Here is a 16,688-nt window from a genome sequence, read left to right as displayed (position 1 = left end):
GGAGGAACTGCGTAAACCGGGCTGGCGAGCTAGCGCCAGCCTGTCTACGTTTTGACGCTGCGTTTAGTTGTGCGCGTGCAGCGCCTCGTTCAGCTCGATCGCAGACTTGTGCGTCTTGCATTCGACCGCACCGCTCAGCGAATTGCGGCGGAATAGCAGATCCGTCTGGCCGGCCAGTTCGCGCGCCTTGACGACCTTGACCAGCTCGCCTTGCTCATCGAGCAGGTTCACCTTGGTACCGGCTGTGATGTAGAGGCCGGATTCCACGGTGTTGCGGTCACCCAACGGAATGCCAATCCCCGCGTTTGCGCCGATCAGGCAGCCTTCGCCGACCGAAATGACGATGTTGCCGCCACCGGACAGGGTGCCCATGGTCGAGCAGCCGCCGCCCAGATCCGAGCCCTTGCCGACGAACACTCCAGCGGAGACACGGCCTTCGATCATGCCCGGGCCTTCAGTACCAGCGTTAAAGTTGATGAAGCCTTCATGCATCACCGTGGTGCCTTCACCGACGTAGGCGCCGAGGCGGATACGCGCGCTGTCGGCGATACGAACACCGGCCGGCACCACGTAGTCGGTCATCTTCGGGATTTTGTCGACCGAGACGACTTCCAGCAGATAGCCCTTCAGGCGCGCTTCCAGTTGGCGCTCGGCCAGCTCGGCCAGATCGACGGCGCCCTGATTGGTCCAGGCGACGTTAGGCAGTAGCGGGAAGATGCCAGTGAGGTTCAAGCCGTGCGGCTTGACCAGACGATGGGAAATCAAATGCAGCTTGAGATAGGCCTCAGGGGTGGAGGTCAGTGCTGCATCCTCGGCGAGCAAGGTCACGACCAACGGGCGCTGGCTTTCGGCAAGGCGGGTCAACAATGCATGTTGAGCGGTGTCGAGTGGCTTGATGGCATCGGCCAGTTGAGCCGCCTGGGTGGTATTGATGGTGACGGCCTGATTGCCACCTTCATAATTCAGCAGGGGCGCAATGGCGGCGACCAGCTCGCCGCTCGGGTGCAGCAGTGGCTGCGCATAGAAAACTTCCAGCCAGCTGCCCTGGCGGTTCTGGGTGCCGACGCCAAACGCCAGGCTGAAGAGGGAATTGCTCATAGGGGAGTCCTTTATCAGTCGCGCTCGTCTCGGCGAGCGGGTCTCAGTTCTTGGCTGCCAGCTCGGCAGCATAAGTGTCTGGCTTGAAGCCAACGAGCGTCTTGTGGCCCAGATCGAGAACTGGGCGCTTGATCATCGACGGCTGGGCCAGCATCAGTTCGATGGCCTTCGCCTGGTCAAGATCGGCTTTCTGCTCATCGTCCAGTTTGCGGAAGGTCGTGCCGGCACGGTTGAGCACGATCTGCCAACCATGTTCATTGCACCAGGCTTCCAGGTGGGCGCGGTCGATCCCGGCGCTCTTGTAGTCATTAAATTCATAGCTTAGCCCCTGCTGGTCGAGCCAGGTACGGGCTTTTTTCATGGTGTCGCACGCCTTGATGCCGTACAGGCAGCGTCCTTTGCTTTTATCTGGCATAACAGCTCCGCATTCTCCGGCCAAACTGGGCCGCGGATTATGCCACGATGAGACGAACCCTGCCGTCCGCGGCGCGAAGCCGGCCTGACCTCCCTGTCGCATGCGCTTGCCACCCGAGTAAAGAGGTTCGACCTTTTCCCCCCGAGATGTTGTCCATTGATAACAATCGTAACGATGAGGTCATGTATGGCACGCAAGCATTTCGAGAACCACGAGGCCATTTCGTCCGCCGTTCCCGCTGACGAGGGGTTCGAGGCGGTGATCGCCATCAAGCGTCGCGGCACGGACGAGAATGCACATGTTTTCAAAGTCGCTAACGGGCGCCGTTACGACCTCGCGTCCGAGGCTGACGTGGCCGCGGAGGCAGCGCTGACCAAGGTCAGGGAGGTCAGCGATGAAGGTGAGCTGATCTGGGAAGAAAATGCGATCTGACGGGAGGATGTCATGAGCGAATCGGAAAAGCCGAACACGGACGAGCAGGGTAAGCAGGATGAAAGCACGAAGGCTGACGTTCCCGAACACATGAAGCCGGAAAATCTGGAGAAGCTGCGCGACTATGGCAAAGACATGATTCCGCCAGGTGTCGCCTGACGCGCTGAGCCGGACGCCGTGGCGTCCGGCTATGACGTCAAAGCGTCGTGATGAACGCGCGAATTCGCTCCGCGGCCTCGACGCAATCCTCCAGCGGCGCCACAAGCGCCATGCGCACACGGCCGGTTCCTGGGCTGACGCCGTCTACCTCGCGTGACAGGTAGGACCCCGGGACGACCGTGACGTGCTCGCGTGCATACAGCTCGCGGGTGAAAAGCTGGTCGTCCACTGGCGTCTTCGGCCACAGATAGAAGCCGCCGTCCGGTCGCTGCACGTCCAGCACCGGCGAGAGGATCTCCAGCACCGCGTCGAATTTCTCCCGGTACAGCTGCCGATTGGCCTGCACATGAACCTCATCGTTCCAAGCCGCGATGCTAGCCAGTTGGGTTTGCACTGGCATGGCGCAGCCGTGGTAGGTGCGGTACAGCAGAAACGCTTTGAGAATGTCGGCATCGCCCGCGACAAACCCGGAGCGCAGCCCCGGCAGGTTCGAGCGTTTGGAAAGGCTGTGAAAAACCACGCAGCGCTTGAAATCGTTGCGTCCGAGCGCTGCGCATGCAGTCAACAGCCCAGCGGGCGCTTGGTCTTCGTCGAAATACAGCTCGCTGTAGCATTCGTCGGCTGCGATGACAAAATCGAACTCGTCCGCTAATGCGATCAGCTTCTTCAGCGTTTCAAGCGGGACCAGTGCGCCGGTCGGGTTGCCCGGGGAGCAGAGGAAAAGGATCTGCGTCTGCTGCCAGACCTCTGGCGAAACCGCGTCGAAGTCTGGATTGAAGCCATTATCCGCGGTGCAAGGCAAATAATGCGGCGTGGCGCCGGCCAGAAGTGCCGCACCTTCGTAGATCTGATAGAAGGGGTTGGGGCTGACCACCAGCGCACCCTGTTCGCGGTTAACCACGGCTTGGGTGAAGGCGAACAGCGCTTCACGGGTGCCGTTGACCGGCAATACATGCCGTGCCGGGTCGACTGAGCCATGAGTCACACCAAAGCGTCGTTCGCACCAGCGGGCGATCGATTCGCGCAACGCCGGGATGCCCTGCGTGGTGGGGTACACCGCAAGCTGGTCAAGGTTGTCGGCCAGTGCTTGAGCGACGAAATCCGGCGAACGGTGTTTCGGCTCTCCGATCGACAGCGCGATTGCGCGCTTGTCTGCTGGCGGCTGCGCACCGGCAAGCAGGCCGCGCAGTTTTTCGAAAGGATAGGGCTGCAACAGGGTCAAGGCGTCATTCATGGTCAGGTCTTCGAAACGTCGAGAGGCGCCAGGCTGCGCCTCGATTGATTCAGTCTTGGCGGGCGCCGCCGTAGGAGGCGCAGCCGCGTAAGGTCTGGCCGTCCAGGCGTAGCTCGGCAGTCAGATGGCTGACTGCGCCGGTTGCGCTGTCCAGGCAGCGTTGCGGGGCTACCCACAGATCGAGGCGCTGATCGTTGGCTTCGGTACTGAAGCTGGTCTGGCCACCGGGCAGTTGCTCTTCCAGATAGGGCAAGGCCAAGGCCGGTTGGCCGGGACGTTCAAGGAGCAAGCCGCCGCTGGTGATCTTCACGCTCCAGCCTGGCTCGTGACCCGTCGCGCGCAGGAGCAACCGGTTGAAAGTGTCGTCGCTGCAACCCGGCCCCTCTGTTTGCAGGCGATACACCTGAGTCAGCTGAAACTGGTCGCTATCGCCACTTTGGGTGATCAAACTGCCACGGATGTCGGCAAATAAAGGCTGGTTGCTTCCGGCCATCAGCGCCTGTGCATCGTCGGGCAGGCCTGTCGCGCCGCTGTCGAGCAACGCGAGGTTGCGTCGGCCCTGGCAGCTGCTGAACTGCAATCTGCCGTCCTGCTGGGTGATGGTGCCCTGCAGTCGCTCGGTCGGTCGCGCCGGAGGCTGGTCGTCCCATTGCAGTGACTGGCACCCGGCAAAAACCGGTAGGAGACTGAGCAGTAAAGCGCGGGGTGCGATCATGGGCGGGCTCGAATTCAGGCGGGGCAATGCTGCGCCAGTGGGGCTGGCGCAGATGGGTCAGCTACCTTTGACGGGTCGGCCGTCGACGGTGCCTTCTTCGAGCATGATCTGGTACTCCTTGCCGTCCTTTTCGACCTGATGCAAGCGGACCAGCATGTAGTCCCAATTCTTCGCGAACCAGAGGATGGTCTGTCGCTTGCTCTGCGTCGGATCGCGCACGCGCTCGACCTTGATGGCATCGACCTGACCGGCCTTTGTGCTGACTTTTTCCTCACCAAGGACGCGGAAATCGTAGGTTTCGATCTCGTCGCCATCTACGACCTGATAGCTCATGCTCTTCTCGCCCGCTGCAACCGCGTGCTGAAGAGCGATCTGATAGGTAGATTTGTCCAACAGGCCGCGATGCAGCGGAAGCTTCACCGGGTCACCACGGTCTTCTCCGACTACCTGCTTGGCTTGCCAGTCAAAGTCGTGCTCGATGGATTTGCCCTTGCCCAGCCCGCTGCGTTTGAGTCGGTATTTCTGCGGTAGGAAGGTCTCGCCTTCGACGGTGAAAACGCTGCGCTCGTTGAAGCTGGCGACCAGCATCGAGGCTTCGAAATCCAGCTCCCAGGTATTGTCACCACGTTTTTCCAGGCTGCGCTGGGCTGTGCCACTGACAGGTACCTGTTTCCAGTCTGCGGTGTAGCTAGCGGAGAAAGGCTTCAGCTCCAGAGCCTGGACTGGCAGGGCCAGCACGGCGAGGGCGAACAGCAAGGCACGGCGCATAATGTCTCCTAAATTCTTAATAGATGGCCGGTGGCCGGCAACAGCATGTCGTCCAGCATCGCGCCTTGCTTGGCAAGGCGCAAGCGGCCCTCGGCGAACCAGCGAACAGCCAACGGATAGATGGTGTGCTCGGCTGCATGCACTCTATCGGTCAGCTTGTCGATGCTTTCGTTGGGTTCAATCGTCAGGCAGGCCTGCATGGCCACAGGGCCGCCGTCGAGCTCTTCGGTAACGAAGTGCACGCTGCAACCATGTTCCTGGTCGCCGGCGTCGAGTGCCCGGCGGTGGGTATCCAGTCCCTTGTACTTCGGTAGCAGGGACGGATGGATATTGAGCAGCCGACCCTGGTAATGGCGAACGAAGCCTGCGGTGAGAATGCGCATGAAGCCGGCTAGCACGACCAGCTGCGGCTGGTATGTGTCGATGATTTCCATCAGAGCCGCATCGAATGCTTCGCGATCAGCAAAATCCTTGTGCTGCACAACGTGCGTATCGATGTCGGCCGCTTGCGCACGCTGCAGGCCGAAGGCCTCTGCACGGTTCGAAACCACCGCGCGGATACGCGCGGGGCTGTTGTCTTCGTCGAGGCTGTCGATCAGAGCCTGGAGATTGCTGCCAGACCCAGAGATCAGCACGACGACATTACAAGGTGCGTGCATTACTGGGTTTTCAGGTTGTTCAGCAGGACGCGTTCAGCACCTTCGTCAGCTGTTCCAATTTCGCCGATGACCCAGGGGTTTTCGCCGGAGGTGCGTAGATTGGCGAGCACGGCTTCGACCTGATCCTGGGCGACACAGATCACCATGCCGACGCCACAGTTCAGCACGCGATGCATTTCATGCTCATCGACATTACCTTGCAGCTGCAGCCAATTGAAAACAGCCGGACGCTGCCAGCTGGCGACATCTATGACCGCCTGGCTGCCTTCGGGCAGAACGCGTGGGATGTTGTCCAGCAGACCGCCACCGGTGATGTGCGCCATCGCTTTCACCGCACCGGTTTCCTTGATCAGCTTGAGTAGTGGCTTCACGTAAATACGTGTCGGCGCCATCAACAATTCGGTGAGCGGCTTGCCGTCGAGTTGTGTGGTTTCGATATCGGTGCCGGCTACCTCGATGATCTTGCGGATCAGCGAATAGCCGTTGGAATGGGGGCCGGACGACGGAAGGGCAATCAGAGCATCGCCGGCGGCTACTTGTGAGCCGTCGATAATTTCGCTTTTTTCCACGACGCCTACACAAAAACCGGCCAGGTCGTAATCTTCGCCTTCGTACATGCCGGGCATCTCGGCGGTTTCGCCGCCCACCAGCGAGCAACCGGCCAGTTCGCAGCCTGCCCCGATACCCGTTACAACCGTTGCGGCGATGTCGACGTTGAGCTTGCCGGTAGCGTAATAGTCAAGAAAGAACAGCGGTTCGGCACCGCAGACCACCAGGTCGTTGACGCACATGGCGACCAGATCCTGGCCAATGCTGTCGTGCTGGTTGAGATTCAATGCCAAGCGCAGCTTGGTGCCGACCCCATCGGTGCCCGAAACCAGAACGGGCTGCTTGTAACCAGCCGGAATTTCACAGAGCGCGCCAAAGCCGCCAAGGCCACCCATGACCTCAGGACGAGCGGTGCGCTTGGCCACGCCTTTGATGCGTTCGACCAGCGCTTCGCCTGCATCGATGTCGACACCGGCGTCCTTGTAGCTGATGGAGGGTTGCTTGCTCATAAGAATCCGGACCTGTGAAGGGAAGTGCGGGGGCGACCGGGTCAGAATCAGGTTTCTGTCGCGACGCTGCGAGGGCGCCGGACCGGTCTGCGGAAAGCGCGCGATTTTATCAGGCTTGCCGCACAGCGACCATCCCGTGATCGGTGATGTCGAAGAGGTTTGCCAGGGACAGGCGAGGTTTTCCGCGGCGCGATACGCAGGCTGTCACTGCTGCGGTTGCCCCGAGTTAGGCGCCTGTTTAAGGTATAACGCTTGATCATTCCGAACCCGGTCGCCGCAAGGTGCCGGCAGGCCCTCATGACTGGTTAGCCAGCGAGTTTCTAAAATATGCGCGTAACTTCCCGTCTTCTCGCACTGTGCTGCGCAGTTGTGTCCGCTCATGGCATGGCGGCACCCGTCAGCGATCTCTACAAAGTGCGTGAGCCGGTTGCCAGCCAACAACCAGCCGAGCGCGAAGAGGCGCTACGAAACGCCTTCGATACGCTGGTGCTGCGTCTGACCGGCGACACCAGCACTGATCAGGACTCCGTTGCGCAATTGCGCAACGATCCGCAGCAGTTGGTGAGCCGCTATGCCTATGAGGGCGACGCAGTCATCGTTAACTTCGATCCGGTGACTACTGAGCGAGCGCTGCGGTCAGCGGGGCTTTCATTATGGGGCGCTGAGCGCCCGAGCATCCTGGCCTGGTGGCTGGGCGAGTCGGCTAACGGCTCGCAGCTTGTTGGCGATGCGCAGGAGGGCTCATCCGACTTACGGGCGGCCGCCCAGCATCGTGGCCTGCCGTTGCGATTGCCGTTGGCCGATCTGAGTGAGCAGCTCGTGGCCACCCCCGAGACCGTCGCAGCAAAGGATCCACAGACGCTTCGCGATGTGTCGGAGCGGTACGATGCAGATGGGCTGCTAACCGTCATGGCTAAACAGTCCGGCGAAACCTGGCAAGCCAACTGGCGTCTCTGGGTTGGCGACAAACAGACGCAGGGCAAGGCGAGTGGCGACACCCGATCCGCGCTGGCCGATGAGGTCATGCTCGCCGTAAGCACATTCCTGGCGCCGCAGTACCGTGTTAAGCCCGGCGACAGAACGGAGATCACGCTAGAGGTGCTTGGGGCTGACGTCGAGCGTTTCGCCGAGCTAGATCGCCTGCTTGAACCCTTCGGCGCACGCTTGCAGCGGGTCGAAAGCGATCGGCTGGTGTATCGCCTCAGCGCCAGTCCAGAGCAACTGCGGGCTCAGCTAGCCTTGGCGCGACTGCAGGAAGTCGCTCCCGATGAAATCGACATGCAAACGATAGACGCCGCGGGCGCCGATGCTGACGTCGAGCCCATCGGCGACGGTGACGTGTCGGCCGGCGACGCTGAAGCGCAGCCAAGCAATACCCAATCTCCTCTCGACGAGCCGGGCGCACCGGCAAGCGAGCAATCCGAGCCGGCAGATCAGGGCACGTTGCTGCGCTACCGTTGGTAGGGGTTATGGCGCCCGGCGGTAATCGGACTGGGCTTTGCCACCCACGGCATTCATCGATTCACGGTTTCCCCTTTCGCCTGCTGTAGCCAGCGGCCTCAGATCACCCAAACAAGACGTTTAGAACATGACCATCACCCACAACAACCGCTGGCTATGGCTGGTGGCGCTATTTTTGATTGGCTGGTTGATCTATCAGTTATCACCCATCCTTTCGCCTTTTCTGGTCGGCATCCTGCTGGCTTATCTGGGCGACCCACTGGTAGACCGGCTGGAGCGTTGGAAGCTGTCCCGAACCTGGGGTGTGATTCTGGTTTTCTCACTGTTCACACTGCTGTGTCTGTTGCTGCTGCTGGTGTTGGTTCCGATGCTCGGCAAGCAGCTGATGCATCTCTATGAGCTTGCACCGCTGGGCCTGGACTGGCTGCAGCTGACGGCGCTGCCCTGGGTGCAAGCGCGGTTTGGCCTCGACGACGATTTCTGGCGCGTCGATCAGCTCAAGAGTGCGTTTTCCGCCAATCTCGGCAGCACCAAGGACGTGGTAGCGATCATCCTCAGCCAGGCTACGGCGTCGAGCATCGCTTTGCTGGCCTGGTTGGCAAATCTCCTGCTGGTGCCAGTGGTGTGTTTCTATTTACTGCGGGACTGGGACCTGATCATGGCCAAACTGCGCACGCTTCTACCGCGGCGGCGCGAGGATGCTGTCATGGCGCTGATGCGTGAATGCCACGAGGTTATCGGCGCCTTCCTGCGTGGACAGCTGCTGGTTATGTTGGCGCTGGCTGTCGTCTATTCCGCTGGTCTCATGTTGGTCGGTGTCGAATTGGGACTGTTGATCGGTGTCTTGGCTGGCCTCGCCAGCATCGTGCCGTACATGGGGTTCGTGGTAGGCATAGGCGCGGCAGTGATTGCCGTGTTGTTCCAGTTTGGTCTGGAGCTTTATCCCCTGCTGGGCGTCGCGGCGGTGTTCACAGTAGGGCAGATGATGGAAGGCATGCTGCTAACCCCGCTGCTGGTGGGTGACCGTATCGGCCTGCACCCCGTTGCGGTGATCTTCGCGGTGCTGGCTGGGGGGCAACTGTTTGGTTTTACCGGCGTGCTCCTGGCATTGCCAGTTGCGGCGGTGATCATGGTCCTGCTGCGCCATGTGCATGATCTCTATAAACTCTCGGATCTTTATGCAGAGCCGCCGGCCGACCCACCCCGCCAACCATGAAACCCATTCAGCTTCCCCTGGGCATTCGTCTTCGTGACGATGCCACCTTTGCCAACTTCTACCCGGGCGCCAATGCGGCAGCGCTTGGCTATGTCGAGCGAGTCTGTTCGCCTGCGGCTGGATGGTCCGATGAATTGATCTATCTGTGGGGCGGTACTGGCGTCGGGCGCAGTCATTTGCTTCAGGCCGCATGCTTGCGCGTCGAGCAACGTGGTGAACTGGCCGTGTATCTGCCGTTGGCGGAAGTGGCGGAATACGGCCCGGCGCTTCTGGATGATCTGGAGCAGAGCGAGCTGGTCTGTCTGGATGATCTGGATGCCATAGCGGGCGATCCGGTGTGGGAAGAAGCCTTGTTCCATTTGTTCAATCGGCTTCGCGACAGCGGTCGGCGCCTGCTGCTCGCCGCCGATGCCTCTCCGCGAGAGATCGCTGTACAGCTTCCAGATCTCAAGTCCCGTTTGAGTCTATCGCTGGTGTTTCAACTGCAGGAACTCTCGGATGAGGACAAGCTGCGGGCCTTGCAGCTTCGAGCATCGCGCCGCGGTTTGAACCTGCCGGACGATGTAGGCCGCTTCATCCTCACTCGCGGTGCCCGCAGCATGAGCGCATTGTTCGAGTTGCTCGACCGGCTCGATCAGGCCTCCCTCCAGGCGCAACGTAAACTGACCATCCCGTTTCTCAAGGAAACGCTCGGCTGGTAGGAACGCTGGCAGCAGGCTGTTGAGTTCGGCCCGGCTTTGCAGGTCAGCACGGCCAAGCCGAACCGAAACGTCGTCATGCGGCTCACCCGAGAGTAGGTTGAACTGCTGGATTAGGGTGGGCTTCAGCCCACCGACGCTGTCCAACGTTACCTGCGAACCTGGCGCCTCGCCTCGCTGTGCCTCCTGCTCGTCTCAGCTTTCGCCAGCCGCTTTGCGACCGTACTGATAAGCCCAACGGGTATAGAGCAGGGCGCTTATGAAGAGCGTCAGGCTGATGATTGCTTCCAGCCAGCCGTAAACCATCCGGGTCGGGTTGATCGCGGCAAGCACGCCTTGAATGAAGTAGAGGTTGACGATAAAACAGGTCCAGGCATGGGCGCGCGGGCTTCCGGAGATCATGCCAGGGGCCACCAGAAGGAGTGGAATCAGCTGAATGCTGACCACCACCCAGGTGCGCGCGCCGTGCAGGTCAGCAAATGCCAGATTCCACACGACCAATAGCACGGCCAGCCCAATGAAACTGGCCAGGCTGATCGCGCGGCTGACTTTTACCCGTGGCGTTAGCCATTCGAGCGACGGCAGGGGTTTCGGCTTTCTAGCCACGGTTATTCTCCAGACGCTTGGCGGTTTCCGCGAGGCGTTGGCCTAGTGAGCGGCAAAGACTGATTTCATGCTCATCTAATGCACGCTTGCCATCTGCTCCGGCATGGTGACTGGGGCCGTAGGGGGTGCCGCCGCCACGAGTTTCAAGCAAGGCGTTTTGGCTGTACGGCAGGCCGAGCAGCAGCATGCCGTGGTGCAGTAGGGGTAACAGCATGGACAGCAACGTGGTCTCCTGACCGCCATGCAAGCTGGAGGTCGAGGTAAACACGCCAGCAGGTTTACCGACCAGTTCGCCGGTCAGCCAGAGTCCGCTGGTGCCGTCGAGGAAGTATTTCAGCGGGGCGGCCATGTTGCCAAAGCGGGTCGGGCTACCAAGAGCGAGGCCGGAGCAATGCTTCAGGTCATCCAGCGTTGCGTAAATGGCGCCATGCTCGGGAATCGCAGGCGCAACCGTCTCGCATTCGGCGGACACGGCCGGTACGGTGCGCAATCGTGCCTCAAGCCCTGCCTGTTCGACGCCTCGGGCAATTTGCCGGGCCATTTCCGCAGTGGCGCCGTGACGGCTGTAATACAGCACAAGGACGTACGGTGCACTCATGGCAGGATCTCCAGTACCTTTTCCGGCGGTCGACCAATCACCGCCACATCACCGGCTACCAGTATCGGCCGTTCGATAAGTTTCGGGTGAGCGGCCATGGCGTCGATGATCTGCCCATCAGTGAGCGTCGGGTCGGCGAGGTTCAGGGTTTTGTACTCTTCCTCGCCGCTGCGTAGCAGCTGGCGTGGGCTGATGCCCAGCCTGGCAAGTATCTGCTGGAGCTCAGCAGCCGACGGAGGCGTTTCGAGATACCGGATGACGGAAGGGGAGAGGCCGCGTTGTTCGAGCAGTTCCAGGGCACTTCGTGATTTCGAACAGCGTGGGTTGTGGTAAAGGATCAATTCGGTCATTTGGGTTGCTTCGCGCCAATTTAGGTGGCCATTCTAACCCTCAAAGCTGTGGCGCTTGAAACGGTGGTCGCGGAGGGCTGTCTGCCAAGGTAGGCTTTTACTTGCTACAGGCCTGCGGGTAACCGGGTTTCGGCGATCGCGACTGACACCGAGGGGATTGAATGCAACAGCGGATCAAGGATTTTGTGGAGTTCGGTCGTTTCTTGGTGCAGCGTTTCCTCGCGGATCGCGGCCCACACAGCGCTGCCGCGTTGACCTATACCACCCTGTTCGCGGTGGTGCCGATGATGACGGTGACATTCGCCATGCTTTCCGCCATTCCTGCGTTTCAGGGGATCGGTGAGCAAATCCAGATATATATCTTCAGCAACTTCATTCCTTCCACGGGCGCTACCATTCAGGACTATCTGGTCGCCTTCACTGATCAGGCGAGGCAGCTGACCTGGTTCGGCGTGGGGTTTCTGATGGCAACCGCGCTGATGATGCTTTTGACCATCGAAAAGGCGTTCAACGTGATCTGGCGGGTGCGCCAACCGCGTCGCGGGATCTCAAGCTTTCTGCTGTACTGGGCGATCCTTAGTCTCGGCCCGTTGCTGCTGGGTGCGGGGTTTGCCATGAGCACCTATATCACTTCGTTGTCGCTGATATCGGGCCCGCATGCGCTGATTGGCGCGCGCACCGTTTTAAAGGCGATGCCCTTGTTGCTCAGTGTCGCCGCATTCACATTGATCTACGCAGCTGTGCCGAACACTCGAGTGCCGCTGCGGCATGCATTGGTAGGCGGGACGTTTACCGCTGTGCTTTTCGAAACGGCGAAGCAATTGTTCGGCTTGTATGTCAGCTATTTCCCCAGCTATCAGCTGATCTACGGGGCGTTTGCCGCAGTGCCGCTGTTTCTGTTGTGGGTCTATCTGTCCTGGATGATCGTATTGTTCGGGGCGGAACTGGTCTGCGGGTTGTCATCGTCACAGCAGTGGCGACGCCGCTCGGTACCGCGGCTGCTGGTCATGCTCGGGTTGTTGCGCGTGCTTTACGAAAGTCAGCAGGCCGGGCGAGAGGTGCGTTTACGCGATGCCCACCGAAGCGGCTGGAAGCTGCCGGAAGACGAATGGGATGAGATCCTCGAGTTCTTTGAGCGGGAGCAGCTTGTTTGTCGGACCGGCTCTTCCGGTTGGGTGCTCTGTCGCGATCTCAACAGCTACAGCTTCGATCAGCTGTTGCGTTCCAACCCCTGGCCTCTCTCGGGTAAACAGGCGCTACCGGAGCATCTGGATGAGCCCTGGTACCCAACGCTGCGTCAATCCATGGAGCTGCTTCAGCGCGAGCAGGCCAGTCTGTTTGGTGGTAGCGTCGCGGATTGGCTGCAGTCGCAGCGCGTCTGAACGAGCCGATACTCAGCAGCGCAAGGAAAACGAACATGAACAGAGGACTCAGCGGATTGCTTGGTGCCTTCGCCTGCTTGATGCTGGTGGGCTGTGGTGAGGATTGGGGGGCGGACCAGCACGGCGCTAATGTCACTGCGCAGCAGCTCGACGGGCAGTGGCTGCTGATCAATTACTGGGCCGAATGGTGCGGCCCTTGCCGAACCGAAATTCCCGAACTGAACGCACTGGACCAGTCGCGGGACGACATCACGGTACTGGGCGTGAATTTCGACGGGCTGCAAGGCGACGAGCTGGTCGCTGCGGCCAAGCAGTTGAACATCAAATTCAGAGTGCTCAGCGTCGATCCGGCGGAGCGGTTGGGCCTGCCACGCAGTGCAGTGCTGCCGGTCACCTATATTGTCGACGCGGGCGGGGAAGTTCGCGAGAGTCTGGTGGGCGAGCAAACGGCGGAAGGGCTGCTCGCCAGGCTGGATAAACTACGGAACGAGGGGTAGTGGCTATTCGGGCGCTGGCGCCCGTCGTCAAGGCTTGACGTACCAGAAATCCTGCCAGAAGCCGATGACCTTCGCTGGATAGTGATGTTTGCCGAGGCTACCGTTATAGCGTGCCAGCGCTCGGTTGATGTCACCATTTTCCTTCTTCAGGTAGTAGCTGAGGATGGTGCAGCCGTAGCGAAGGTTGGTGGCATTGTCGGTCAGGTTGTCTTGCGGCCGACCCAGTTCGGCTTTCCAGAAGGGCATCACCTGCATCATGCCTTGCGCGCCGACGCTGGAGATGGCGAAACGGTCGAAGTGACTTTCCGCATGGATCAATGCCAGCACGATATCTGGTTTGAGCCCTGCTTTGCTGGCCTCCTGATGAACCAACCGCAGTAATGTCAGCCGCTCCTGCGGGTCGGGAACGTAGCGCTTGAGGCGGGTCGACATATCGAGCAGCCAGACTTCCGCGTCAAAGCGATCCTGAAAGCTCTCAGCTTCTGCCACGGTGCGCTGCATCAGTTCGCGGAGCTCCGGCTCGGGTGCTTGGCGAACAGTCGCAGAGACTGGCCAGGCAACCACCAGCAATAACAGCCACAGGAGTCGGAGCGGCTTCATGACGCGGCCTAGTCGCCTTCGCCTGGATCGTGTGCCTGGCGACCGGCATCCTGCATCAGGCTCCGGAGAAACTCCTGCTGCAAATCTGGGTCGTTGCGGGTCAGCTCAATCAAGCTCTGTTCAAGCTCGCTGGCTTCCTCCTCGAGACCAAGCTCTGAAAGCCGCTTGACGCGATGCACCCACTGATTGACATCGTCACCTTCAAGGTCATCGAAGATCAGGTCGTGCGCTTCGAAAAGCTTGCCACGCAGGGCGCGACTGACAAGAAGCGTGGCGTCAGCTCGGGTACCGTCCTGCGGGTCTTCGACCCGTAGCTGAAGCTTGCCTACCTGGCTGATGTCCTGATCGGCGAAGGGGCCATCAAGTAGATTCAGGCGCAGCACGCCGTTGCGATCAGTGCTCAGTTCGTGTGTCTCGTTGGCCGCAACGACCTCCACCGAGCGCTCAGCCCAAGGCAGGCTGGAGTACTCGAGCCGGGCGTCGCGTCGCTGCTCGTCAAGGCTTGCAAGGTTCTGCTGCGAACGGCCGTTGGACTCAACATTGACGAACGGGTTGAGGCCCGCAAAACCGTAGCTGATCCAGTCGCGAGTGGCGCTTTCCGGTAGGTTGCCGAGCAACACGACGTTGAGCACATTGGCGCTAATACCTGCGACCACCGCAACAGCGCCCAGCGGAATCTCGTATAGCTCACGCCAGGGCTGATAGGGTGTATAGCGATCATAGCGGCGCGTCACTTCGAAGTCGGTGACTTCGAAGGTCTTCTGGTCGAGTATGCGGATACGTCGCTGTGGCAGCTCGAGCAATGGCGCGCCCACCTCAATGCGCAGACTGTGGTCGAGCAGCCTGCGTTCGGTACGGGCTTCTTGTTCGCTACGTTGAGGCAGCTGATTGGCGCAGCCACCCACAAAAAGCGCCATGCAGAGCATGGCGCAAGTTGAAGCACTTCGGTTGAGCATGATTTCCGTCAGCGGCTGGCGCGGGAATTGATGAATTCGAGGATGTCGGCAGTAGGGATGGCCTGGCTTTCGGCATCGCGGCGATGCTTGTATTCCAGAGTGCCATCGGCAAGCCCGCGGTCGCCTACAACGATGCGATGCGGTATTCCCACCAACTCCATATCGGCAAATTTGACGCCTGGACTGGTCTTTTTGTCACGGTCGTCGAGGAGAACGTCGTAGCCAGCAGCGGTGAGTTCCGCGTAGAGCTTATCGGTTGCTTCGCGGACGGCCTGGTTTTCGTACTTCATTGGGACCAGCGCGACCTGGAACGGGGCGAGGGCCTCGGGCCAGATAATGCCGCGCTCATCGTAGTTCTGCTCGATGGCGGCCGCGACGACACGAGACACGCCGATGCCGTAGCATCCCATGGTCAAGATGACAGGCTTGCCGTTCTCGCCCATCACGCTGCAATTCATCGCCTGACTGTATTTGGTACCCAGCTGGAAGATGTGCCCGACTTCGATGCCGCGCTTGATGATCAGCGTGCCGACGCCATCGGGGCTAGGGTCGCCTGCAACCACGTTGCGCAGGTCCGCCACCTCTGGTAGTGGGAGGTCACGCTCCCAATTGACGCCGAAGTAGTGCTTGTCCTCCTGGTTGGCTCCCGCCACGAAATCGCTCATCAGCGCTACAGAACGATCAATGACGCAGCTGATCGGCAAGTTCAGGGGGCCTAGGGAGCCAGGGCCGGCACCCATGGTGGCGCGGATTTCCGATTCGGTCGCGAATACCAGCGGTTGTGCGACCTGAGGCAGATTCGCCGCCTTGATCTCGTTCAATTCATGGTCGCCACGAACGATCAGTGCAACCAGTTGGTCCTTCTCGATGCTCCGTACAAGCAGGGTTTTGATCGTTTTTTCAATAGGCAGTTGGAACTGCTCTACCAGTGCAGCGATCGTCTTGCAGTTTGGGGTATCTACCAGGCGGAGCTCTTCAATTGCAGAGCCGCGCTCAGTCTCGCGAGGGATCGCCTCGGCCTTCTCGATGTTGGCTGCGTAATCGGAGCTGTCGCTGAATGCGATATCGTCTTCGCCGGACTCGGCCAGAACATGAAACTCATGCGAGCCCGTGCCGCCAATAGAGCCGGTATCCGCCTGGACAGGACGGAAATTCAATCCCAGGCGCGTGAAAATCTTGCAGTACGCCTCATGCATCCGGTCATACGTTTCCTGCAGTGACTGTTGGTCAGCATGGAACGAATAGGCGTCCTTCATGATGAATTCGCGCCCGCGCATCAGGCCGAAGCGAGGACGGATTTCATCGCGAAACTTGGTCTGTATTTGGTAGAAGTTGATCGGCAGTTGCTTGTAGCTGTTCAGCTCGTTGCGCGCCAAGTCGGTGATGATCTCTTCATGAGTCGGGCCTACACAGAATTCACGGTCATGACGATCTTTCAGGCGCAGTAGCTCTGGACCGTACTGCTCCCAACGACCGGTTTCCTGCCAGAGTTCGGCAGGCTGTATCCCAGGCATCAACACTTCTAGCGCGCCGGTCTTGTTCATTTCTTCGCGAACGATAGCCTCGGCCTTGCGTAGCGCGCGCAGCCCCATCGGCATCCAGGTATAGAGGCCGGACGCCAGCTTGCGGATCATCCCGGCACGCAGCATCAGCTGATGGCTGATGACAACGGCGTCGGAAGGCGTTTCTTTAAGGGTCGAGAGCAGGAACTGACTGGTGCGCATGTGGGCCGTTGTGTCCTTGCAGAGCGGAGAATTTGGCTCGGCATTGTACGGGGGCGATACTC

The 16,688-nt window shown here is 60.1% G+C and carries 20 protein-coding genes; 7 read left to right on the top strand and 13 right to left on the bottom strand.

The features are described from left to right. Positions 1-63: 63 nt before the first annotated feature. A complete protein-coding gene (gene dapD / locus ACQKIK_RS01975; protein WP_127838826.1) occupies positions 64-1,098 on the bottom strand; it encodes a 2,3,4,5-tetrahydropyridine-2,6-dicarboxylate N-succinyltransferase in 1,035 nt (344 codons plus the stop codon). Between the two features lie 43 nt (positions 1,099-1,141). Continuing rightward, positions 1,142-1,513: an ArsC family reductase gene (locus ACQKIK_RS01970; RefSeq protein ID WP_499134571.1), complete on the bottom strand. Its 372-nt coding sequence runs from the start codon at positions 1,511-1,513 to the stop codon at positions 1,142-1,144. A gap of 186 nt (positions 1,514-1,699) precedes the next feature. On the opposite strand from ACQKIK_RS01970, the gene ACQKIK_RS01965 reads away from it, so the two are divergent. Next, complete coding sequence (locus tag ACQKIK_RS01965; protein WP_045428781.1) at positions 1,700-1,945, top strand: hypothetical protein; 246 nt, start codon at positions 1,700-1,702, stop codon at positions 1,943-1,945. Positions 1,946-1,957: 12 nt separating this feature from the next. Then, on the top strand, positions 1,958-2,104 hold the full coding sequence (locus tag ACQKIK_RS01960; RefSeq protein ID WP_499134569.1) for a hypothetical protein: 147 nt from the start codon (positions 1,958-1,960) through the stop codon (positions 2,102-2,104). Positions 2,105-2,141: 37 nt separating this feature from the next. Here the strand turns inward: ACQKIK_RS01960 and dapC are convergent, their stop codons facing one another. The 5 genes from dapC to purM are packed head-to-tail and all read right to left on the bottom strand — an operon-like array spanning position 2,142 to position 6,538. After that, positions 2,142-3,338 (bottom strand): succinyldiaminopimelate transaminase, encoded by a 1,197-nt coding sequence (dapC, locus tag ACQKIK_RS01955; protein ID WP_499134567.1) that lies wholly within the window; start codon positions 3,336-3,338, stop codon positions 2,142-2,144. 49 nt (positions 3,339-3,387) lie between these two features. Further along, positions 3,388-4,053 (bottom strand): COG3650 family protein, encoded by a 666-nt coding sequence (locus tag ACQKIK_RS01950; RefSeq protein WP_241530604.1) that lies wholly within the window; start codon positions 4,051-4,053, stop codon positions 3,388-3,390. Positions 4,054-4,110: 57 nt separating this feature from the next. Then, entirely contained in the window at positions 4,111-4,821 is a 711-nt protein-coding gene (locus ACQKIK_RS01945; RefSeq protein WP_241530605.1) for a DUF3108 domain-containing protein, read from the bottom strand. A gap of 8 nt (positions 4,822-4,829) precedes the next feature. Next, positions 4,830-5,480, bottom strand: coding sequence for a phosphoribosylglycinamide formyltransferase (gene purN / locus ACQKIK_RS01940; RefSeq protein ID WP_241530606.1), 651 nt, complete (start codon positions 5,478-5,480; stop codon positions 4,830-4,832). Then, positions 5,480-6,538 carry a phosphoribosylformylglycinamidine cyclo-ligase gene (gene purM / locus ACQKIK_RS01935; RefSeq protein WP_499134566.1) on the bottom strand — a complete coding sequence of 353 codons (1,059 nt, stop codon included), beginning with the start codon at positions 6,536-6,538 and terminating at the stop codon, positions 5,480-5,482. Before purM ends, purN begins: the two co-directional genes overlap by 1 nt. Before the next feature lie 327 nt (positions 6,539-6,865). On the opposite strand from purM, the gene ACQKIK_RS01930 reads away from it, so the two are divergent. The 3 genes from ACQKIK_RS01930 (at position 6,866) to hda (ending at position 9,916) form a co-directional block, all read left to right on the top strand. Further along, positions 6,866-8,002 carry a DUF2066 domain-containing protein gene (locus ACQKIK_RS01930; protein ID WP_499134564.1) on the top strand — a complete coding sequence of 379 codons (1,137 nt, stop codon included), beginning with the start codon at positions 6,866-6,868 and terminating at the stop codon, positions 8,000-8,002. Between the two features lie 124 nt (positions 8,003-8,126). Then, the gene (locus ACQKIK_RS01925) at positions 8,127-9,215 is read left to right on the top strand and encodes an AI-2E family transporter (RefSeq protein ID WP_499134562.1); all 1,089 of its coding nucleotides are present in this window, start codon (positions 8,127-8,129) and stop codon (positions 9,213-9,215) included. Then, entirely contained in the window at positions 9,212-9,916 is a 705-nt protein-coding gene (hda, locus tag ACQKIK_RS01920; protein WP_045428765.1) for a DnaA regulatory inactivator Hda, read from the top strand. The genes ACQKIK_RS01925 and hda overlap by 4 nt, the downstream gene beginning before the upstream one ends. 192 nt (positions 9,917-10,108) lie before the next feature. Here the strand turns inward: hda and ACQKIK_RS01915 are convergent, their stop codons facing one another. From ACQKIK_RS01915 to arsC, 3 genes are read right to left on the bottom strand one after another with little or no spacing between them, the layout of a single operon-like run. Further along, positions 10,109-10,519: a DUF2069 domain-containing protein gene (locus ACQKIK_RS01915; RefSeq protein ID WP_499134561.1), complete on the bottom strand. Its 411-nt coding sequence runs from the start codon at positions 10,517-10,519 to the stop codon at positions 10,109-10,111. After that, positions 10,512-11,117, bottom strand: a complete 606-nt coding sequence (gene wrbA / locus ACQKIK_RS01910) for an NAD(P)H:quinone oxidoreductase (RefSeq protein WP_499134559.1) — start codon at positions 11,115-11,117, stop codon at positions 10,512-10,514. The genes ACQKIK_RS01915 and wrbA overlap by 8 nt, the downstream gene beginning before the upstream one ends. After that, a complete protein-coding gene (gene arsC, locus ACQKIK_RS01905) occupies positions 11,114-11,467 on the bottom strand; it encodes an arsenate reductase (glutaredoxin) (protein ID WP_241530609.1) in 354 nt (117 codons plus the stop codon). Before arsC ends, wrbA begins: the two co-directional genes overlap by 4 nt. Before the next feature lie 161 nt (positions 11,468-11,628). On the opposite strand from arsC, the gene ACQKIK_RS01900 reads away from it, so the two are divergent. Continuing rightward, positions 11,629-12,849 (top strand): virulence factor BrkB family protein, encoded by a 1,221-nt coding sequence (locus tag ACQKIK_RS01900; RefSeq protein ID WP_045428756.1) that lies wholly within the window; start codon positions 11,629-11,631, stop codon positions 12,847-12,849. A gap of 35 nt (positions 12,850-12,884) precedes the next feature. Then, entirely contained in the window at positions 12,885-13,346 is a 462-nt protein-coding gene (locus ACQKIK_RS01895; RefSeq protein WP_241530610.1) for a TlpA family protein disulfide reductase, read from the top strand. A 27-nt stretch (positions 13,347-13,373) separates the two neighbouring features. Here the strand turns inward: ACQKIK_RS01895 and ACQKIK_RS01890 are convergent, their stop codons facing one another. From ACQKIK_RS01890 to ACQKIK_RS01880, 3 genes are read right to left on the bottom strand one after another with little or no spacing between them, the layout of a single operon-like run. Continuing rightward, the gene (locus tag ACQKIK_RS01890; RefSeq protein ID WP_241530611.1) at positions 13,374-13,946 is read right to left on the bottom strand and encodes a lytic transglycosylase domain-containing protein; all 573 of its coding nucleotides are present in this window, start codon (positions 13,944-13,946) and stop codon (positions 13,374-13,376) included. An 8-nt stretch (positions 13,947-13,954) separates the two neighbouring features. Further along, positions 13,955-14,902 (bottom strand): hypothetical protein, encoded by a 948-nt coding sequence (locus ACQKIK_RS01885; protein ID WP_241530612.1) that lies wholly within the window; start codon positions 14,900-14,902, stop codon positions 13,955-13,957. Between the two features lie 8 nt (positions 14,903-14,910). Next, entirely contained in the window at positions 14,911-16,626 is a 1,716-nt protein-coding gene (locus ACQKIK_RS01880) for a proline--tRNA ligase (protein WP_241530613.1), read from the bottom strand. Positions 16,627-16,688: the final 62 nt, after the last annotated feature.

This window comes from Pseudomonas sp. NPDC047961 (assembly GCF_050272435.1).
Lineage (GTDB): Bacteria > Pseudomonadota > Gammaproteobacteria > Pseudomonadales > Pseudomonadaceae > Stutzerimonas.
Note: the sequence above shows the minus strand (reverse complement) of the source record. Positions and strands in the feature narration are given on the sequence as shown.